Here is a 16,467-nt window from a genome sequence, read left to right on the forward strand (position 1 = left end):
ACGTTCCCACAAGTCATCAGGCACAAGATCAACAGGCACTCACCAGATCCTGCCGAAACAACACCCAACTGCCAAGCCCCACACCAAACTTCATTTTGAAACGATCAATAAGTGAACGGTGCGACGGTCTGTGGGCATGGCTGGCGGGGTGTGCGTAGCGTGCTCGGGTGCGATCTGGGACGCCGGGTGTGGCGTCAGCGGTCGGGGCCCCCGTGTCACCAGCGAGATGGTGCGGGGCCTCCCCGTCGCCTCGGGCCACACCCATATGGCCAGGTCGTAGGGATCCCGCCTGCCCGGGACGGACCGCATACGGGATATGCGTCGCCGACCGGGACGCGAAAGCGGAGGACCAGCGCGCCCAAGACTGTTCGGGACGTGCCGGTGAGTCAGGACTACCTCCTCCCTCACTGCCCAGGAACGGTAACTAACTGGGTCCACAGAGCAGGGCCGAGGATTCTCTAGGCCGGAGTTCCGTGAATTCCGAGGTCAGCGAGGTGTGTGCGGCCCGCGCTCGCGCCCGCGGATTCACGGCCGGGGCCAGGGGCGTCCGGCGAGACGTTCGATGTCGGTGTTGAACCGTTTGAGGTAGGCGGCGAAGCCCGCGATGTCCTCGTCCGACCAGTCGGCCATGACCCGGTCCAGGTTGTCGACGGTGCGTTCGCGTTCCTCGTCGAGCAGGCTCGCACCCTTGTCCGTGACGCGGAACTTGCGGGCCATCCCGCCGTCGGGGTCGGGGATGCGGTCCACGAGGCCGGAGCGCATCGCTGCGCCGGTCTGCCGGTTGAGAGTGGATGTGTCGAGTCCGAGGGCGGCGCTCAGTTCGCCGATGGACATGGGCCCTTGGACGCGAATGCGGCTCAGCAGGATGTAAGCGCTGCGCTCCAGCCCGCCTTCGCGCCGGACGTTCCTGTGGTGAACGAGTCCGTGGCGGCTGAGCAACATCTGCTCGTACTCGACGTCGCTCGTGGGCCTGACCATATGCCTGCTGCCTTCCTTTTCCTGCCAGTCCGACGCGCTGACCTTGTCCTTCGCGACGGCCATCTCCTGCATCCTCTCATGCGCATATGCGTCACGCACAAAATGTGATTGATACATGAGACGTGTACGATGCATATCGTTCTCTCGTCATGCAATCAAAGAGTCCTCTATGGATGCCTCCCAGGCATCAAGCCGCTCAGGCGGTGTGGTCGCCACGCTGGCCTTCGCGGGCATCACGGCAGCGATCATGCAGACCCTGGTCACGCCGCTCATCGCGGAGCTGCCCCAGATCCTCCACACCACCTCGTCGAACGCCGCCTGGGTCATCACCGTCACCCTGCTCGTGGCGGCCGTCTTCGTGCCGGTCTCCGGACGCCTGGGCGACCTGCTGGGCAAGCGCCGGATGCTTATCGCGTGCTCGGTGCCGCTGATCGTGGGGTCGGTGGTGTGCGCGCTGTCCTCCTCGGTCATCCCCATGATCATCGGGCGTGGCCTGCAGGGCATGGGCATGGGCATGCTGCCGCTCGGCATCGCCCTTCTGCGTGACGTGGTCCCCGCGGAGAAGCTCAGCTCCTCGATCGCTCTGGTCAGCGCTTCCATGGGCATCGGCGGTGGCCTCGGCCTGCCGATCGCCGCAGCGGTGGCCCAGTACACGAACTGGCGCGTGCTGTTCTGGGGCTCCGCGGCCCTGGCCGTAGCAGTTGCGGCTCTCATCTGGTTCCTGATCCCGGACGTACCGGCCGGCGCCAAGGGTCAGCGCTTCGACCTGCCGGGAGCGCTCGGCCTCGGCGCCGGCCTGGTCTCCCTGCTGCTCGCGGTCTCCAAGGGCGCCGACTGGGGCTGGGGCTCGGCGACCACGCTCGGCCTGTTCGCCGCGGCCGTCGTGATTCTGGTCGGATGGGGGCTGTGGGAGCTGCGGACCCGCGACCCGCTGGTCGACCTTCGCACCACCGCCCGCCCCCGGGTGCTGCTCACCAACCTCGCCTCGATCTTCGTGGGCACCGCCATGTACGCCAGCATGCTGGTCGTGCCGCAGCTGCTGCAGTTCCCCGAGGCCACTGGTTACGGTCTGGGCCAGTCGATGCTCGCCGCCGGCCTGTGGATGGCTCCCGGCGGGCTCATGATGATGATCGTCTCCCCGCTCGGCGGGAAGCTCACCGATGCCCGAGGCCCGAAGTTCACGCTGATCTCCGGGGTCCTAGTCATCGCGGCCGGTTACGGTCTGTCGCTGGCACTGATGGGCTCGCCCTGGGGCCTCATGCTGGTCACCATCGTGACCAGCAGCGGTGTGGGTCTCGCCTACGGTGCGATGCCTGCCCTGATCATGGGTTCGGTCCCGCTCTCCGAGACCGCCGCCGCCAACGGCTTCAACACGCTGATGCGCTCGCTCGGCACCTCGGTCGGCTCGGCCGTGATCGGAGTGGTCCTCGCCCAGATGACCACCACGATGGGCGGCTACACCTTCGCCTCCGAGGACGGTTTCCGCACTGCTCTGATGATCGGCGGCGGCGTCGCCCTGCTCGGCGCGGTGATCGCGGCCGCCATTCCGGCAGTCCGCGTGGCCGCCGGCTCCGGGGACGAGACCGCCCCTGTCACCGAATCCGATCAGGCCGCGGTCAAGGCCTGACGGCTCAGTAGCACCGGACGAGCCCGGCAGCTGCTCGACCGGCCGGCCCGGCCCTGTATCCGGCATCTCGCCGCGGATCCGACATCGCATCCGCGGCGAGAGGTCTCCAACCGGGCGCTTCCTCACGGGTGGATCACTCGCGCCCCTCACGCGGCAACGTATGCCCCGGGGTCTCTTGTCGACGCGCTGACCGAGGACGTCAACCGGTGGACAGGAGGCGGCCATCAGGACGACATGGCCATCCTGACCGTAACCCGACGGCAGCCGGATCCCCCCTGTGCCTGATAACGCGCGCGCCACCGCCGACTACCTCCATCGCTACTTCGAGCCCACTGCCCGCGCCATCGACGGCCTGGAGAAGGCCCTGGCCGGCCTCGGCCTCCTCGACGACGCCCTCGCCCCCGGACCTGCGCAAACCCCAGGACTACTTCCACCGCGTCTGGTCCAGCGCCTTCCGCGCCGCCGACCTCGCCGACGCGGGCACCGAGGAGGAAACCGAGTACAGCGATACGTGCACAGCCGAGGACACCGACTCCGAACAGGACGTCACATGAACGCCCCCCTCGAACGCCGCACCGCCGCTGCCCTGGGCAGCCCGCCGCGGCAAGACCGACTCGGCCCTGCTGCGGGTCCCCGCGTCCATCACCCGGCTCCAACGGGAGGAGGCCCAGGTCAGCGTCGCCGCTGTCGCCCGGCGGGCGAACGTCTCACGCACCTTCCTCTATGCCAACCCCGAAGCCCGGGCCGCTATCGCCACGGCGAAGCCGAGGCAGGTGACCGCCGGATCCGGAGCCTCATCGAACGGGACGACGAGCGCGAAGCAACCTGGCGCGAGCGCGCGCTGAACGCCGAGGCCGCGCTCAGGGCCGCCCAGAGCGAGATCCTTACCCAGCGCACCCGAATCGGCGAACTCCTTGGCCAGATACGGGACTTGCAAGCCGAGTGCACCGATGAAGCGATCCAGCGGATCACCACCGAGAACACCGCTCTCAAACAAAGGGTCCGTCGGCTGACCGCCGACAACCGCACCCTCGACGAGCGGCTCAAAGCTGCCCGATCCAACATCCGATTCCAGGACCGCCGCGTCGCCGGCCTCGAAGCCCAACTCCTCGACCCACCCGTCGGAAAGTAGCCCAGCAACACCCCGGCGGAGGGGCCCGATTACTTATCAGGTGACCGGGCCCCTCCGCCGGGACCAGAGCGATCGACGGTTGGCCAGCCGGGCCGCCCGACGCAAGACGGCTTCTGCACGGGGGTGTTCCCAGGCAAGGCTCGGTCGTTCGGGCCGTCGTCGGCAATACGCGCAATCAGGATCAGTGCAGACGCCTTCACGCCATTCGTCGCACACCACGCACAGCGCTGCGTCAAACCGTTCGCAGTAGTCCTGCCTGGTGCCGCACCGCAGGCATGATCCGGACTCCGGCCGGACGGCGGAGGGGCGCTTACGAGGCATCCCCCTGTCCGAGGTTCAGCATCTCCGCATCCACCATGGCTGAGAAGGATTGCCATAGGAGTCCACGATCGTGCGGGACCAGCAGACCTCGTCAAGCGGATGCACCAGCCGCCGGAGCTCCCGCGACGCACCTGTCGGTAGCCCGCAGAGGGCCTGCTCCAGCATCTGTCGTGGATGGGCGTCAGAGGGACAGCACGCTTCAACTCCGCAACCACGGGTCTGTGGGTCTGTCAGCCTACGGGCCGGCCCGTGAACGGTGCCGACCCACCGAGCCATCGCGTCGGCGATGGCTCCTGGCCACAAATGTGAATCCTCGAACGTGGCAATCTCGCTTTGTGCCCGCGCCGAGACCCCAGAAACGATCTTCCTGCCGTGCTCCGGGCGGAGCCTGCGCGACAGCTTGGCGCGCACCTGGCCTGGCCGTCTACGCGGCACAGGCCTTTCGTTGGTTCGTCATGGACGACATCATCCCAGACTGAGGCCATTCCGATCAATGCAGCAGCCCCGACCGTCTGGCCTGTCCGCTGCCCGAGGGGCAGACTTCCCGACCTCTCTTGATCTCCCGTCGATTACATGAACGCTACGTATCACCGCAGGTCGAAGGTCATCTATGGACTCCCGCGGTCGGTAAAAAGGTCATCGAGGACGGCTGCACCGAAGCGATCGCCAGCGGCGTCGAGTGCCTGACCGAAACCCTCCTCGACACCCTCCCGCTCACCCTGGCCGGTGTCGGCCGCGACGCCGAGGCCGGCGAGATCCCCACCGTCCCCGCGGCCTCCGCCCGCCGACCGCGCGCGGGCCGAGGCCGCAACACAGCGTTCGACGACCACGGCCCCGCAGCTTCGGACACGGCATGAGGAACACGGCGCTGCCCAGAAGTCTGGATCCCGCCCCGGGCGAGCTGCTGCCGGGCTACCTGCTGCGTCTCGCCCACCGGGTCGGCAAGGCTCCTCTCGACCTCGCGCACCGGTGCGGGCTCACCGCCGGGACGACGTTCCCCACCCACCACCTCGTCCGCCTCGACGACAACCGAGCCCGGCAGACTGCCACCGTCTGCCGACTCAGCCTGCGCGAGGTTCACGCGCTCACCCTCGCGACGCAGGCTCCGAGCTATCCCCCTCTGCACCCCGTGTACCTGGGACGACACCAAAGCCATATCGACGTGGCCAACGACGGCTGGGTTTTCACCGCCTTCAGCCGGTACTGCCCCGACTGCCTGGCCGACACCGCCGATCGACCGGGGGGGGCCGGTCTGGCAGGGCTCGTGGCGGCTCCCGCACACCTTCCTCTGCCACCATCACCACAGTCTTCTCGACTGGCGGTGCCCCACATGCCAGGCACCCGCCGCCTTCTCCAACGGCTACCGCACCGACGGAAGATGGCGACCCACCCAGCTCATCCCGTCTCCCCGCAGCCGCCTCCACCCGGCGGAATGCCGCCACCGCCCCGGGACCGGTCGGGACCCGGCATGCGCCCACCGGCTCGACCATCCGTCCGCCACCAGCGAAGGCCCGACCGAGGCGACGATGCACGCCCAACAGCGACTGTCCGCGGCGGCCAACTCCGCAGCCGGGCGAGAGGTCGAAAGCCTGGGCCGGCCAACCTCACCCCAGCGGTTCCTCAACGACGTCCGAGCCACCACCCTCGCCATCTGCAGCACCTGGCCGGCCACTGCGGGAGTCCTCACCAGCGCCGAACACCTGGACGCGGTCGCTGCCCACGCCAAAACCCTGAACCGAGCACGTGCCGAACGAGCCGGACCCCAAGGAGACGGCTGGCTGGCTCGCACCGTTGAACACCCGCCTGGCGATTCATTGCGGGCGGCCGCCCTGATGACCCCTCGTCGTCCGGATCCTCGACGCCCCGGGCGGCCCGACAGTCCTCGCCCGCGTTCTGTCCCGGCTTCCCTCCAGCCGTGCCGGATACCGACGATTGAAGCGCATAGCCCCACACTGCTCACCCGGCATGAACGCCGCCATAGGCGAGAGCACCCACCTGCGTCACGGAACTGTCGGCCCGCCACCGCTCTTCCCCCAGCCCCCGACCCACCAAGGCCTGCTCGACCCGAAGAACATCCCGCAACTCCTGCCGGACGCCTGGGCCTGGCCTCTGGACGAACTGAAGGGGCCCGCAAGACAACTGCGCCGCGACGCCGCGATCCGCCTCGTCCAGATGACCCGTGGTGGATCCCGCGTCGCGGCCGCCCGCTACCTCGGCATCACCCCCGGTGCCCTCCAGTCCGCGACCGTCACCATCCGCGGCTGGCAGAAGGTGCCAGGCAACGCGGACGCGTACCAGGACGCAACGCGTCGCCGAGATCGCCTCCGCGTCGGGAGCGCCCTTTTCGACGAGGTTCACCGCTCCTGACACTGGTTGAGCCGACGCTGGCAGTAGCGCCCCTCAATGCTTGCCCGTCAGACCACGGATGAGACGGGCTCCCGCCCGAGGTGGTACCGGAGCACGTCACTAGGCTCCAGCACCATGACCAGTGATCTCGGATTCACCTGTACGTGCTGCGGGGCCCACCACCCTGAGCTGCCGATGAACTACACCGCCGAAACCCCAGCTGTGTGGAATCCGGCCTTCACCGACGCCGAGGACTGCATGCTCTCGTCGGACCAGTGCGTGATCCTCGGTCAGCACTTTTTCGTCAAGGGCCTGATCGAGATACCGATCATCGACACCGACGGCGTCTTCTCCTGGGGCGTCTGGGTCTCGCTCAGCCCCGAGAACTTCTCCCTCGCCGCAGACCTGTGGGACAAGCCCGGCCGTGAGGCTGAGAAGCCGTACTTCGGCTGGCTCACCACCGAACTGCCGGTCTATTCGACCACGACTCTCAACCTGAAGACGTATGTCCACACCCGCCCGGTCGGTGAGCGCCCCTTGGTCGAGCTCGAGCCCACCGACCATCCCCTCGCTGTCGAACAGCGCACGGGGATCACTATGGACCGGGTACGGGAGATCGCGGCGGCCGTACTCCACTCCAGCAGTGAGCAGCAGTAATGGTCGGCACCTCCGCGTCGCCGATCCCGGTCGCGCCAGCTCGCCTGGGTCGCAGGGCCCGCAGGTTCGTCGAGGTGAACGGCATCCGGGTCCCTCGGCAGAGCATCCAGCGCCATCGCGACGCGTGGATCGAGCACGGGATCCCCGCTTCAGAGATCGACAGGGCCGCCGCCTTCCAGGACCGCTGGGGCGGACTCGCCCTGCCGCCCGCCCCGTTCTACGAGGGCGGCCCGGGCATCCTGGGCGCCGGCTGTCCCGAAGGCTCGGCCGCAAAAGGCTGGTCGTTCCCGGCAGGGGACTGCCGGGTGTCCATGGCCTACGGATTCAGGATCGGCCCCAACGGCGCGTTCGGGATCGACGCCTACCGCTGGACACCCCTGCATGCCGGCATCGACGGATGGGTGGAATCCCTGGCGCTCGCCGACCATGCCGGCCGCTGTGCCAAGACTGTCACGAGGATCAAGGGCAAGGACGTCGAGTCCTTGGACCTTGACGGGTACGAGCAGGTGCCGGAAGTACAGGGACTGAGCGACACCTGGTGGCGCGGCAAGGAGTCGCTCATCGCCCTGTACCGAGGCGAGGCCGTCGGCCTTGACGCGCCTAGATGCCTCGAAGCTCACGTGTACGGCGGCCTCGACGAGTGGGGCCTACACGGTGGCTGACCGCTCTCTGGCGCTCGCTGGATCTGAGCTCCGCCAGGCCGAGCCACCACCGGGGCTGATGCACCAGCCGGCCACGTATCGGTCGCGATCCGACTGACCACGGTTGAGGCCAGCCGTGGGTCGTCTGCCAACCAGGTGATCAGATGGTCCTGGACGGCCAGCGCGACAAATTCGCGCACCTCAGCATTTCCCAAGATGCCACGTGTGGCGCCTTCGAACTCGGGGCGATCGAGTTTCACCGAGACAACCGCAGTCAGGCTGTCGCAGAGCCGGTCAGGTCTCAGACCGGTGCCGATCTTCGTCGTCAGCAGTTGGCCCTGCGGAGGGTCGCGCGTGGTGGGCTTCAGAGAGGGAGTGGCGGCAGCGATCAACACCCTTGCACGCAACGGGGTGGGCATGCTGTTCGCGAAGCTCTGGATACCGCCTGTGAAGGTGTGGCTCCACTTCAGGACGACCTCGACAGATCCGGCGATCTGCGGATCCTCATGCCCGAAGCCGAAGACGCCCGTCTCATCGGATGTCCCGGTCTGCGCGGCGATGAAGGCGACAAAGTCCTTGGCACCTTCTGGGAAGAGGAATCGTTCCGATCGTGGCCCGCTCGGAGGGCGCTGGTCGGTCAGTGAAATGTCGAGACCGCAGTTGAGGAAGGCCAGTGTCCTGAAGTGCTCTGCCAACGCATCGAACGAGCACTCCGCCGTACCGAAGATGTCGGCGTCGGGCCGGAGCGCGATGACGGTTCCGGTCCCCGTCGTGGGCCCCTCGGACAAGGGCGGGCCAGCCGCAGCACCACGGTCGTAGCGCTGTACCCAGCGCACCCCCTCGCGTCGGACCTCTACCGTCAGAGGGCTCGACAGGTCGTTGGCAACGAAGGGGCCCATACCGAACAGGCCGACCCCCACGAATCGGCGGCCGTCGCGCCGCAGCCCGGCGTGCATCCGAGTCAGCGGCTCTTCGAGACACGGGGCGTCGACATGCCCTGCGGCCTCGACAGGAATCCCCCGCCCGTCGATGGCGACCCGCACCAAGCCGTCGGATTCCAGCACGACGTCGACGTGGTCGGCGCGACCGGCGAGGACCTCGTTCACCGCCCAGTCGGAGACCTCGAACACCTGCTGATGCAGCCGTCGCTCACGGGTCGAGCCCACGTACATCCCCGGGCGTTTCCGGATGGCTTCCCGACCCTCCAACACCTGGATGTGGGCGGCGGTGTACGGATTCACCGCGTCACTCATGAAGTCCCCCTCCCATGGATGCAGCGGAACCCCCAGCCTAGGCGGGTGGGAAAAAACACCAGGTCAGGCCCAATGCGTCGAGGGCGTGGGTGAGCTGGTGACGGCCCGCCAGGAGACGAACGGCCCAGGGGTCGCGAACGGCAACCGGAGGGCGCCCGGAGCCTGCGTAAACCCGCGACCGACCCCATTTCCGGCAGCCTTGAGGCCTCCGATTCCAATAACTCCCGCCAAAGATGCTGTGGCTTTGACTGATTGGCCGCCCAGTGCCCCGCGACGACACGGCCACTCATTTGGATGAGCGAACCAAGATCGCTTCGTAAGGACACGTCGGCGTGGTCGTCTGCAGGGACCAGTCAACCGATCAACGAGGGAGGCTCGGGTGCCCGGGCTCTGGGCGGGGACGGATGCCGGCAAGGGCCGCGCACCACTGCACGGTGATCGACACGGACGGGACGAAGGTGCTCTCGCGCCGGGTGCCCAACAACGAGCCCGAGCTCCTGGAAGCTCATAGGCGACGTCCTCGCACTCGCCGCGGACAGCCCGGTGACCTGGGCCGTCGACCTGAACGCCGGCGGGGGCGCTCTGCTGATCGCCCTCCTGGCCAGCCATGGTCAGCGGCTCCTATACATCCCTGGCCGAACTGTCCACCACGCCTCCCGCGGATACCGTGGAGACGGCAGGACCGATGCGAAGGACGCTTACGTCATCGCCGACCAGGCACGGATGCGTCGGGACCTGCAACCTCTGCAGGAGTGGGACGAGATCGCGTTGGACCTGAAGATTCTCACCGCCCGCCGCTACGATCTCGCCGCCGACCGCACCCGAACAATCAACCGGATGCGGGCCCAGCTCCTGGAGTACTTCCCCGCCCTGGAACGGACCTTCGACTACGCCGCCTCCAAAGCCGCACTCATCCTGCTGACCGGCTACCAGACCCCAGCCGGCCTGCGCCGGATCGGCCCAATCCGCCTCTCGACCTGGCTGAAGAACCGCAACGTCCGAAGCGCCCAGGCGGTCGCCGAGGCGGCGGTCGCTGCCGCGCAGGCCCAGCACACCGCCGTGGCCGGGAAGCGCACAGCCGCCACCATGGTGAACACCCTGGCCCGGTCGGTCCTGGCTCGGGCAGCGCCCACCGACGCACCATCAGACACACCCGTGCCCAACAACGTGACAACGCCGTCCCCCTGGCCGAGGTGCCAGACGGCCATCGGGCGATGGACCACCGGTCGGCGCTGAAGGTGCAACGTCACCTTCTGAGCGCGGGAGCCGGCAGCACGGGTTTGGTTCCTCCCGTGCCGCGCGGGGCCCTCGTGATGTCAGGCGGCGCGCTTCACGTGGCGGACCAGCCACATCAGCAGGGCGTCCAGGTCAGCGGCGGCCGAGAGGACTCGGTCGACCGCCTCGGGGGTGTGCAGCCACTCCTCGCAGCCGAGGGGACGGGCGGCAATCAGAGAACGGTGGCGCAGCAGGTTCGTACGGGTGTGGTCTGTCGGATAGCCGCGCGGGGGGCGTTTCATCACGTCCCCGGAGATGTCGTAGCCCTTCTTCCGCACGTCCTCGACGATGGCGGACAGTTCGCGGCCGCTCCCCTCGGAGGCCACGGCTTTGCGGAACATGTCCACCTGGCCGGGATCGGGGTACCACCAGGCGCCCTGGATCCGCAGGCCGTCCAGGGAGAAGCGGAGACCGATCTCGATCTTGCGGCCGAGCCGGATCACCGCGCCCTGGTGCTGCCACCACCAGGAGTCGGTGCGGTAGTGCCAGACGGAGAAGTCCTCGTACCGGGGGTCGGTGTCCGCGACCTCGTTGAGCAGGGCGATCATCGGTTGCCGGACCAGGCGTTCGCGGTCCGCGCGGTAGCGCTCGCGGGTCGCGTGGGTCGGTTCGCCCTGGAGCTGCCACAACACGTCCATGGCCTGCTCCGGCCAGCCAGTGAACTGTCCGCGCATGCGCGCAGGATAGCTCACCCATGATCCGCGCGCGGAGAGTGAGACGGGCAGGGAGGCGTAGCCCCCAGACACGGTGGGAGATGTTGCGGCGGGCTCGCCGGCCAGTTCGATGTGCCGTGCGCGGGGGGCGAGTTCGTCGAGGAACACGGAGAGTGCAGTCGATATGCAGCGGGAGGTGAGATTGTGCAGCCGAACTTGAGATCCCACAGCACGGTTGTAGGGAGCGGATGTAGTGCGGCACGTCTACTCAACTGGAGTTCGCGCGGGTTCATTGAAGCCTTCGGTGCGAAAAAGAGCGCAAGTGAGCAGGTGGGGGCCCTCGTTCTGCCTGTTAGTCGCGCACGTCAACTTCTCCGAGTTACTGGCAGATTCAGCAAGTTCAGCCAGTAACTTGCGAGGCCATGCGGGAAATCGGAAGTCACCGCCGCCTGACGTTACTCACTGACCAGGCCGTCAGGGCCTGAGCTTGTTCAGCTGAGGGTCGAAACAGACCAGCCCCATGGACTGCGCAAGGTCGGCTGCGAAGGCGGAGGCCTCCTCAGCCATGCTCCATCGCACCGGGAAGTAGATCAGTGACCCCCTGGCCTCGCCGATCAACGGTCCGGTCGCCCAGGGCGAGGTGTCGTCCTCGTCCTCGGTCAAGTCACACACGCTCAAGGAGCGCAGCGACATAGGCCGCGATGCGCTCAGTCGGAGGCTGGCCAACCTCCGTATCGACGAGGCGGTCGTAGAGGTCATTGAAGACCCGACCGGCGGTCTTGTCGTCCGCTGGTCTCTCGCCTTCCCTGACGGCCAAGTCGTAACTCATGCCCTCTAGGCTTTCAACCACACTGACAACCAGCCGAGAACAGCCAAAGCCGTCATCCCGGGCGAACCCGCGTGACTTCCTAGGCCATAACCCAGCCTCGCCAGCGCGTTCCCGACCCAGTGGCCTTCAGATTCTGCGAACCCGCTGGTTTCACGATGTGCGCGTAGTCGAGCCCTCCCACCCCTCATCAACTCTTCCTACTTCAGCACACTGGAGTCCTCGGGCCGGAGCAACTGCTGGGCAAGGAGCTCGGAGCGGGTCAGCTCGAGCAACCGCCCCATCCAGTTTCGTCCCCGACCGTCGGCGACATCTCTCCAGAAGGGTGAGTCCGAGAAGCCGGTGTAGCTGATCCTGGCGTCCCCTGTGGAAACGAGGACCTGGGCGAGTTCAGGGTACTGAGTGAACTTCGCGCGAAGGAGCTCTGCCATGACCGCGAGCCGAACGTTGGGCCAGTCACTCCGGTGCGTGGCCCGGCCACCCAGGTCATGCGCCTCTCTGCCGGAGGCCGCATCCCGGATTCTGCTTCTGTCGGAAGCGTCGGCCGCCGACAGCGCCCAGTACCCATGCAGTACGGACGCATAGGACTCGCCGGCGAACACGATCTGTGCAGGGAAGTCGTTGCGGAGCATGAACAGACCCGGCTGCTCAGGCCACCCCTGCGGGTAGACCGTTTCGTGCGATATGAGAGCCGGTCGGCCGGGTTCTGAAGGATCGTCGGCATGCTGGATGGCTCGCCGCTCCTGCTCGCTCTGGACTCCCTGATCTCCTCGGCTGAAGTAATCCAGGACGTCCTGATGCATCTCCGCTGTCACCACTGGGCCATCGCCGTCGACGGCCTCACCAATGTTCGTGAGCAGGATCCGCAAGGGACGGTCCTGGCGGTCCATATCTCCGAGGACGTAGATCCGAAGATGCGGCGGAACCGCCAGATATGCCGACCGGAGAAGTGCTCGGTTGGACTCGGCCGGCTCCTGCTGAAAGCGTCGGATCGCAGCCCAGCAACGTTGCCCGGCAGTTGGTCGCTCATTGAGTGCTTCGATGCGATCAGCGACTTCCAGAAGAAAGCCCTCTGGTGTCAGCGGTTGGCCGTGACGGGAGGCCCACTTCGATGGTTCGTCGGGAAGGGGTGGAGTCTCAGGGTTGGTCACCGCCAATCGGCCCATTGCCAGCATCTTCTCGAGGCCGGCCAGGTCCGTACGTTCTCCGCAGGTGATCGCTCCATCCGCGAAGACAATCAAGTCGTCGAGGTAATACTCACTGCCTGGTCGATAACGCCGCCAAATGTGGCACCAGGCCCCATCGATTCTCTCCCCATCCACCATCCGATATGTCGGTCCCCGCCAAGTCATGGGCGCACGCTATCGCCTGCGAGACGATCATGGGAGTGGCACGGGAGTCCCCAGGCCGCTGCTTCCTGCCCGGGCGGAGAGGCCGGGTAGCAGAAGGCCTCAGACTGCGACGGAGAGCAGGTCCACCACGAAGACGAGTGTCGAGCCCGCCGGGATCAACGGCGAGGGTGACTGGTTGCCGTAGCCGAGGCGCGGGGGAACGATGATCTCGCGCCGGCCGCCGACCTTCATCCCTCTGACCCCGCGGTCCCAGCCCTTGATGACCTTGCCACCGCCCACGGCGAACTTGAACGTCTGGCCCCGGTCCCAGGAGGTGTCGAATTCCTTTCCGGACTCGAAGGTGACCCCGACGTAGTGAACCTGGACAACCCTGCCCGGCTTCGCCTCGAGCCCGTCCCCGACGACGAGGTCACGGGTTGTCAGCTCGGTGGGAGCGTCACCCCCCGGAAGGTCGATCTCGGGCTTCGTCAGTTCGCTCATTACAGCCTCATTCGCTCGCCGCCGGAAGCCCTCATACAGACCAGCCAGGCGCATGGTCACTCCATGCAGTAGATCATCATGCTGCCGTGAACGCTGATCTCCTGGAGTGCATCAAGCTGAGCGGAGCACGATGCTCGGCGTGACTGGGCGTGCTACGTCATCGGTTCGCGGCGCAGCACGGTGTGGCATCCCTCGCCGCCGACCGCTGGCCTCAATCCTGCGGCGGCTACAGTACGCCGCCTGAGTCCGAACCAATGTGCCTGCTAGCAAGGGCAATCGGCGGCCTACCGGGCCTCGTGGTGATTTCGCATTGCAGACCGTTCCAGGCGAGGGTCCGCGTGCCGGGGACGGTGGCCGTTACGGGGCGCCAAGTGGTCTGCGGCCGAAGTCCTTCGGGGGTTGATCAAGCTCCCAGCGCTTGACGAAGGATTCTTCCTGTCGGTCGAGCGTGCCGGCGGCTTCGGCGGCGGTCAGGAAGATGGGGCGCGCGGCGGCAACGGGCATGGGCAGGCAAGCCGATCAGCAGAAGTGGATCACGACGGGCAGCAGCCTGCCGCATCCGTTTCTCGTCCGGCCGGGAAGGATGTCCGCCATGTGCACCACGGTGCCGGAGCCGACAGTTGAGGCGCGGGACTTTGTCGGATCGGCGCGTGGGGATGCCCTTCCCCCCGCTCACGACAGCGTGGCCGCCTTGCGCAGCAGCACCGATTGTTCGCGGGTGTTGCGGCACAGGCGGGCGGCGAGTTCGAGTTCGGCCCGGGCCTCGCCGGTCCGGCCGAGCCGGCGTAGCAGTTCGCCGCGCACGCTCGGGAGCAGGTGCGATCCCGACAGGCGGTCGGTGGCGACCAGGTCGTCGACGATGGCGAGCGCTTGGCTCGGCCCGGTCGCCATCGCGACGGCGACCGCTCGGTTGAGGTCGACGACGGCGGAGGGGGCCACCTGGCCCAGCGCCTCGTAGAGCAGCACGATGCGCTCCCAGTCGGTCTGCGCCACTGAGGGGGCCGTCGCGTGGCAGGCGGCGATCGCGGCCTGCAGCCCGTAGGGCCCCAGGCCGCGTCCGACGGCGGCGGCCCGGCCGATCGCGGCCAGGCCGCGGCGGATCGCAGAGCGGTCCCACAGGCGCCGGTCCTGATCCTCGAGCAGCACCGGCTCACCGTCGGGGCCGGTGCGGGCGGGAAAACGCGCGGTCGTCAACTCGCACAGCGCCAGCAACCCGGACACCTCTGGTTCGTCGGGCAGCAGGGCGGCCAGCATCCGGGTCAGCCGGATCGCCTCGTACGCGAGGTCGGGGCGCAGCAGGTCGTCGCCGGCAGTCGCTGTCGAGCCCTCGGTGAAGATCACGTACAGCACGCTCAGCACCCCGCCGATGCGTCCGCGGCGCTCCTCGGACGGCGGCAGCTCGAACGGCACTCCCGCCGCGGCGATCGTCTTCTTCGCCCGGGTGATTCGTGCCTGGACGGTCGGCACAGGCACCAGGAACGCGCGGGCGATCTCCTCGCTCGCCAGTCCGGCGACCGTGCGTAGCGTCAATGCCACTCGCGCCTCGGGCGCCAGCACAGGGTGGCAGGCGATGAACATCAGCGCGAGGACGTCGTCGTCCACCTGGTCGGGGTCCCACAACAGGTCGTCGGCCCGCTCCGGCGGGGCCTGCGCGCCCGAACTCGCCTCTCCCTCGGCGAGTTGGCCGCAGAGCAGGGCGTACCGCTCGTCGAGGGCCGCGCGGCGGCGGTAGTTGTCGATCGCTCGCCGCCGCCCGGTGGCCAGCAGCCAGCCCACCGCGTTCGCCGGCGCGCCCTCGCGCGACCAGCTGACGAGCGCCTCGGCCAGCGCCTCCTGGGCGACGTCCTCGGCGAGCCCGAAGTCCCCGGTGTAACGGGACAGCGCCGCAACGATCCGGGCGGACTCGATCCGCCATACGGCCTCCACGGCCCGCCGAGCCGCCTGCGAGCTCGCCGGGCCTTCCGCCCCTGCGGCCATCAGAGCTGGCCGGTCCGCTCGCGCCACACCCGCTCCTTGGCGATCCACTCGTTGTCCTGCGGGAACTCGTCGATGCCCGGTACCCGGCGGATCTCGCACTTCGAGCCGGCGACCGCCGGGAGGCGCTTGGCCCACTCGACCGCCTCCTCCTTCGAGGCCACGTCGATCACATAGAAGCCGCCGAACAGTTCCTTCGTCTCGCCGTAGGGACCGTCGGTGACCACCGGCGTCTCGCCGCTGAAGTCGACCACCACGCCCTGCCCCGGGTCATCCAGCCCTTCGGCGGCGACCAGCACGCCGGCCCGGATCAACTCCTCGTTGAAGCGCCCCACCGTCTCGAGCATCTCCTCGAAGGGCGTCTCCATCATCTTCGCCATCGACTCGTCCGTGCCGCGCATGATCAGCATGTACTTCGCCATCTTCGGCCTCCTGTGTACGGGGTCGTCCCTCGACCCTCTCACCCCTAGGTCGAACGGCACGACCGCGGATCGACACGACGCCACTGCGACTTACGACGAACACGACGCCAGGCCCGGATGCCGGAACGACGGCGGCACTCCGCCCGGTCGGGGCCCACGCCGACGTGGGCCGGCTACCGCGTATGAGCGGATCCGAACCCAGGGCAGGGTAAGGATGCGGGGCCGTCCTCGGTGATGGCGATGAACTCCCCCGTGGCCCTCCGCGGCGAAAGCCACCGGCCACCGACTGCCTACGCACAGGACCGGTCGCTGGATGACTTCCAGGCACCGGTCAGGCTCCACGTCAACCCCCGAAGGACTTCGAGAGGCGACCACCAGGGTGCAGCAGGAGGCCTTCCTTCCGGAAAGACCCCGGTCGTCGACATACCCCGGCCACGTGCCCCCGGCCGGTGTGCGGGGCCGATCTCGGGCGGCTCCGCACACCGACCCGTCGACGGCTACTGCTCCCCGGCCGGCGTAGGTTCCGGGAG

At 67.8% G+C, this 16,467-nt stretch carries 17 protein-coding genes and 2 pseudogenes; 9 read left to right on the forward strand and 10 right to left on the reverse strand.

All coding sequences use genetic code 11. The features are described from left to right. Nucleotides 1-525: 525 nt before the first annotated feature. The gene (locus ACFYP5_RS38370) at nt 526-978 is read right to left on the reverse strand and encodes a MarR family winged helix-turn-helix transcriptional regulator (protein ID WP_267008261.1); all 453 of its coding nucleotides are present in this window, start codon (nt 976-978) and stop codon (nt 526-528) included. Nucleotides 979-1,147: 169 nt separating this feature from the next. Between ACFYP5_RS38370 and ACFYP5_RS38375 the strand changes: the two genes are divergently transcribed. After that, nucleotides 1,148-2,605 carry an MFS transporter gene (locus ACFYP5_RS38375; protein WP_389044639.1) on the forward strand — a complete coding sequence of 486 codons (1,458 nt, stop codon included), beginning with the start codon at nt 1,148-1,150 and terminating at the stop codon, nt 2,603-2,605. Nucleotides 2,606-3,246: 641 nt separating this feature from the next. Beyond that, nucleotides 3,247-3,324: pseudogene (locus tag ACFYP5_RS38380) on the forward strand (hypothetical protein); the annotation flags it as partial. 2 nt (nt 3,325-3,326) lie between these two features. On the opposite strand, the gene ACFYP5_RS38385 reads toward ACFYP5_RS38380, so the two are convergent. Then, complete coding sequence (locus tag ACFYP5_RS38385; protein ID WP_389044641.1) at nt 3,327-3,710, reverse strand: hypothetical protein; 384 nt, start codon at nt 3,708-3,710, stop codon at nt 3,327-3,329. Nucleotides 3,711-4,612: 902 nt separating this feature from the next. Here ACFYP5_RS38385 and ACFYP5_RS38390 point away from each other — a divergent pair. The 5 genes from ACFYP5_RS38390 to ACFYP5_RS38410 all read left to right on the forward strand — a co-directional run bounded on the left by ACFYP5_RS38390 (nt 4,613) and on the right by ACFYP5_RS38410 (nt 7,723). Then, nucleotides 4,613-4,915 carry a hypothetical protein gene (locus ACFYP5_RS38390; protein ID WP_389044644.1) on the forward strand — a complete coding sequence of 101 codons (303 nt, stop codon included), beginning with the start codon at nt 4,613-4,615 and terminating at the stop codon, nt 4,913-4,915. Beyond that, complete coding sequence (locus tag ACFYP5_RS38395) at nt 4,912-5,853, forward strand: TniQ family protein (protein WP_389044647.1); 942 nt, start codon at nt 4,912-4,914, stop codon at nt 5,851-5,853. The genes ACFYP5_RS38390 and ACFYP5_RS38395 overlap by 4 nt, the downstream gene beginning before the upstream one ends. A 170-nt stretch (nt 5,854-6,023) precedes the next feature. Continuing rightward, nucleotides 6,024-6,425: a hypothetical protein gene (locus ACFYP5_RS38400; RefSeq protein WP_389044649.1), complete on the forward strand. Its 402-nt coding sequence runs from the start codon at nt 6,024-6,026 to the stop codon at nt 6,423-6,425. 174 nt (nt 6,426-6,599) lie between these two features. After that, on the forward strand, nt 6,600-7,061 hold the full coding sequence (locus ACFYP5_RS38405) for a DUF2199 domain-containing protein (protein WP_389044670.1): 462 nt from the start codon (nt 6,600-6,602) through the stop codon (nt 7,059-7,061). Then, nucleotides 7,061-7,723, forward strand: coding sequence for a hypothetical protein (locus ACFYP5_RS38410; protein WP_389044651.1), 663 nt, complete (start codon nt 7,061-7,063; stop codon nt 7,721-7,723). The genes ACFYP5_RS38405 and ACFYP5_RS38410 overlap by 1 nt, the downstream gene beginning before the upstream one ends. Here the strand turns inward: ACFYP5_RS38410 and ACFYP5_RS38415 are convergent. Continuing rightward, nucleotides 7,678-8,955, reverse strand: a complete 1,278-nt coding sequence (locus ACFYP5_RS38415) for a DNA gyrase subunit B (protein ID WP_389044652.1) — start codon at nt 8,953-8,955, stop codon at nt 7,678-7,680. The two genes, ACFYP5_RS38410 and ACFYP5_RS38415, sit on opposite strands and share 46 nt — an antisense overlap. A 379-nt stretch (nt 8,956-9,334) precedes the next feature. Between ACFYP5_RS38415 and ACFYP5_RS38420 the strand changes: the two are divergent. Continuing rightward, nucleotides 9,335-10,074, forward strand: a pseudogene (locus ACFYP5_RS38420) (IS110 family transposase); the annotation flags it as partial. Between the two features lie 197 nt (nt 10,075-10,271). Here the strand turns inward: ACFYP5_RS38420 and ACFYP5_RS38425 are convergent. The 5 genes from ACFYP5_RS38425 to ACFYP5_RS38445 form a co-directional block, all read right to left on the reverse strand. Continuing rightward, entirely contained in the window at nt 10,272-10,904 is a 633-nt protein-coding gene (locus ACFYP5_RS38425) for a DUF2461 family protein (RefSeq protein ID WP_389044654.1), read from the reverse strand. 453 nt (nt 10,905-11,357) lie between these two features. Then, nucleotides 11,358-11,546, reverse strand: coding sequence for a hypothetical protein (locus tag ACFYP5_RS38430; RefSeq protein WP_389044657.1), 189 nt, complete (start codon nt 11,544-11,546; stop codon nt 11,358-11,360). A gap of 1 nt (nt 11,547) precedes the next feature. Continuing rightward, nucleotides 11,548-11,712 carry a hypothetical protein gene (locus ACFYP5_RS38435; RefSeq protein WP_389044659.1) on the reverse strand — a complete coding sequence of 55 codons (165 nt, stop codon included), beginning with the start codon at nt 11,710-11,712 and terminating at the stop codon, nt 11,548-11,550. Nucleotides 11,713-11,909: 197 nt separating this feature from the next. Then, a complete protein-coding gene (locus ACFYP5_RS38440) occupies nt 11,910-12,950 on the reverse strand; it encodes an NADAR family protein (protein ID WP_389044661.1) in 1,041 nt (346 codons plus the stop codon). A 210-nt stretch (nt 12,951-13,160) separates the two neighbouring features. Next, nucleotides 13,161-13,541: an FKBP-type peptidyl-prolyl cis-trans isomerase gene (locus ACFYP5_RS38445; protein ID WP_356675243.1), complete on the reverse strand. Its 381-nt coding sequence runs from the start codon at nt 13,539-13,541 to the stop codon at nt 13,161-13,163. A 399-nt stretch (nt 13,542-13,940) separates the two neighbouring features. Between ACFYP5_RS38445 and ACFYP5_RS38450 the strand changes: the two genes are divergently transcribed. Next, nucleotides 13,941-14,165 carry a hypothetical protein gene (locus ACFYP5_RS38450; protein ID WP_389044664.1) on the forward strand — a complete coding sequence of 75 codons (225 nt, stop codon included), beginning with the start codon at nt 13,941-13,943 and terminating at the stop codon, nt 14,163-14,165. Nucleotides 14,166-14,213: 48 nt separating this feature from the next. On the opposite strand, the gene ACFYP5_RS38455 is transcribed toward ACFYP5_RS38450, so the two are convergent. After that, nucleotides 14,214-15,545, reverse strand: coding sequence for an RNA polymerase sigma factor (locus ACFYP5_RS38455; RefSeq protein ID WP_389044667.1), 1,332 nt, complete (start codon nt 15,543-15,545; stop codon nt 14,214-14,216). Beyond that, entirely contained in the window at nt 15,518-15,937 is a 420-nt protein-coding gene (locus ACFYP5_RS38460; RefSeq protein ID WP_030932073.1) for a YciI family protein, read from the reverse strand. The genes ACFYP5_RS38455 and ACFYP5_RS38460 overlap by 28 nt, the downstream gene beginning before the upstream one ends. Between the last annotated feature and the right edge of the window lie 530 nt (nt 15,938-16,467).

The sequence above is a fragment of the Streptomyces sp. NPDC005262 genome (assembly GCF_042872425.1).
GTDB lineage: Bacteria > Actinomycetota > Actinomycetes > Streptomycetales > Streptomycetaceae > Streptomyces.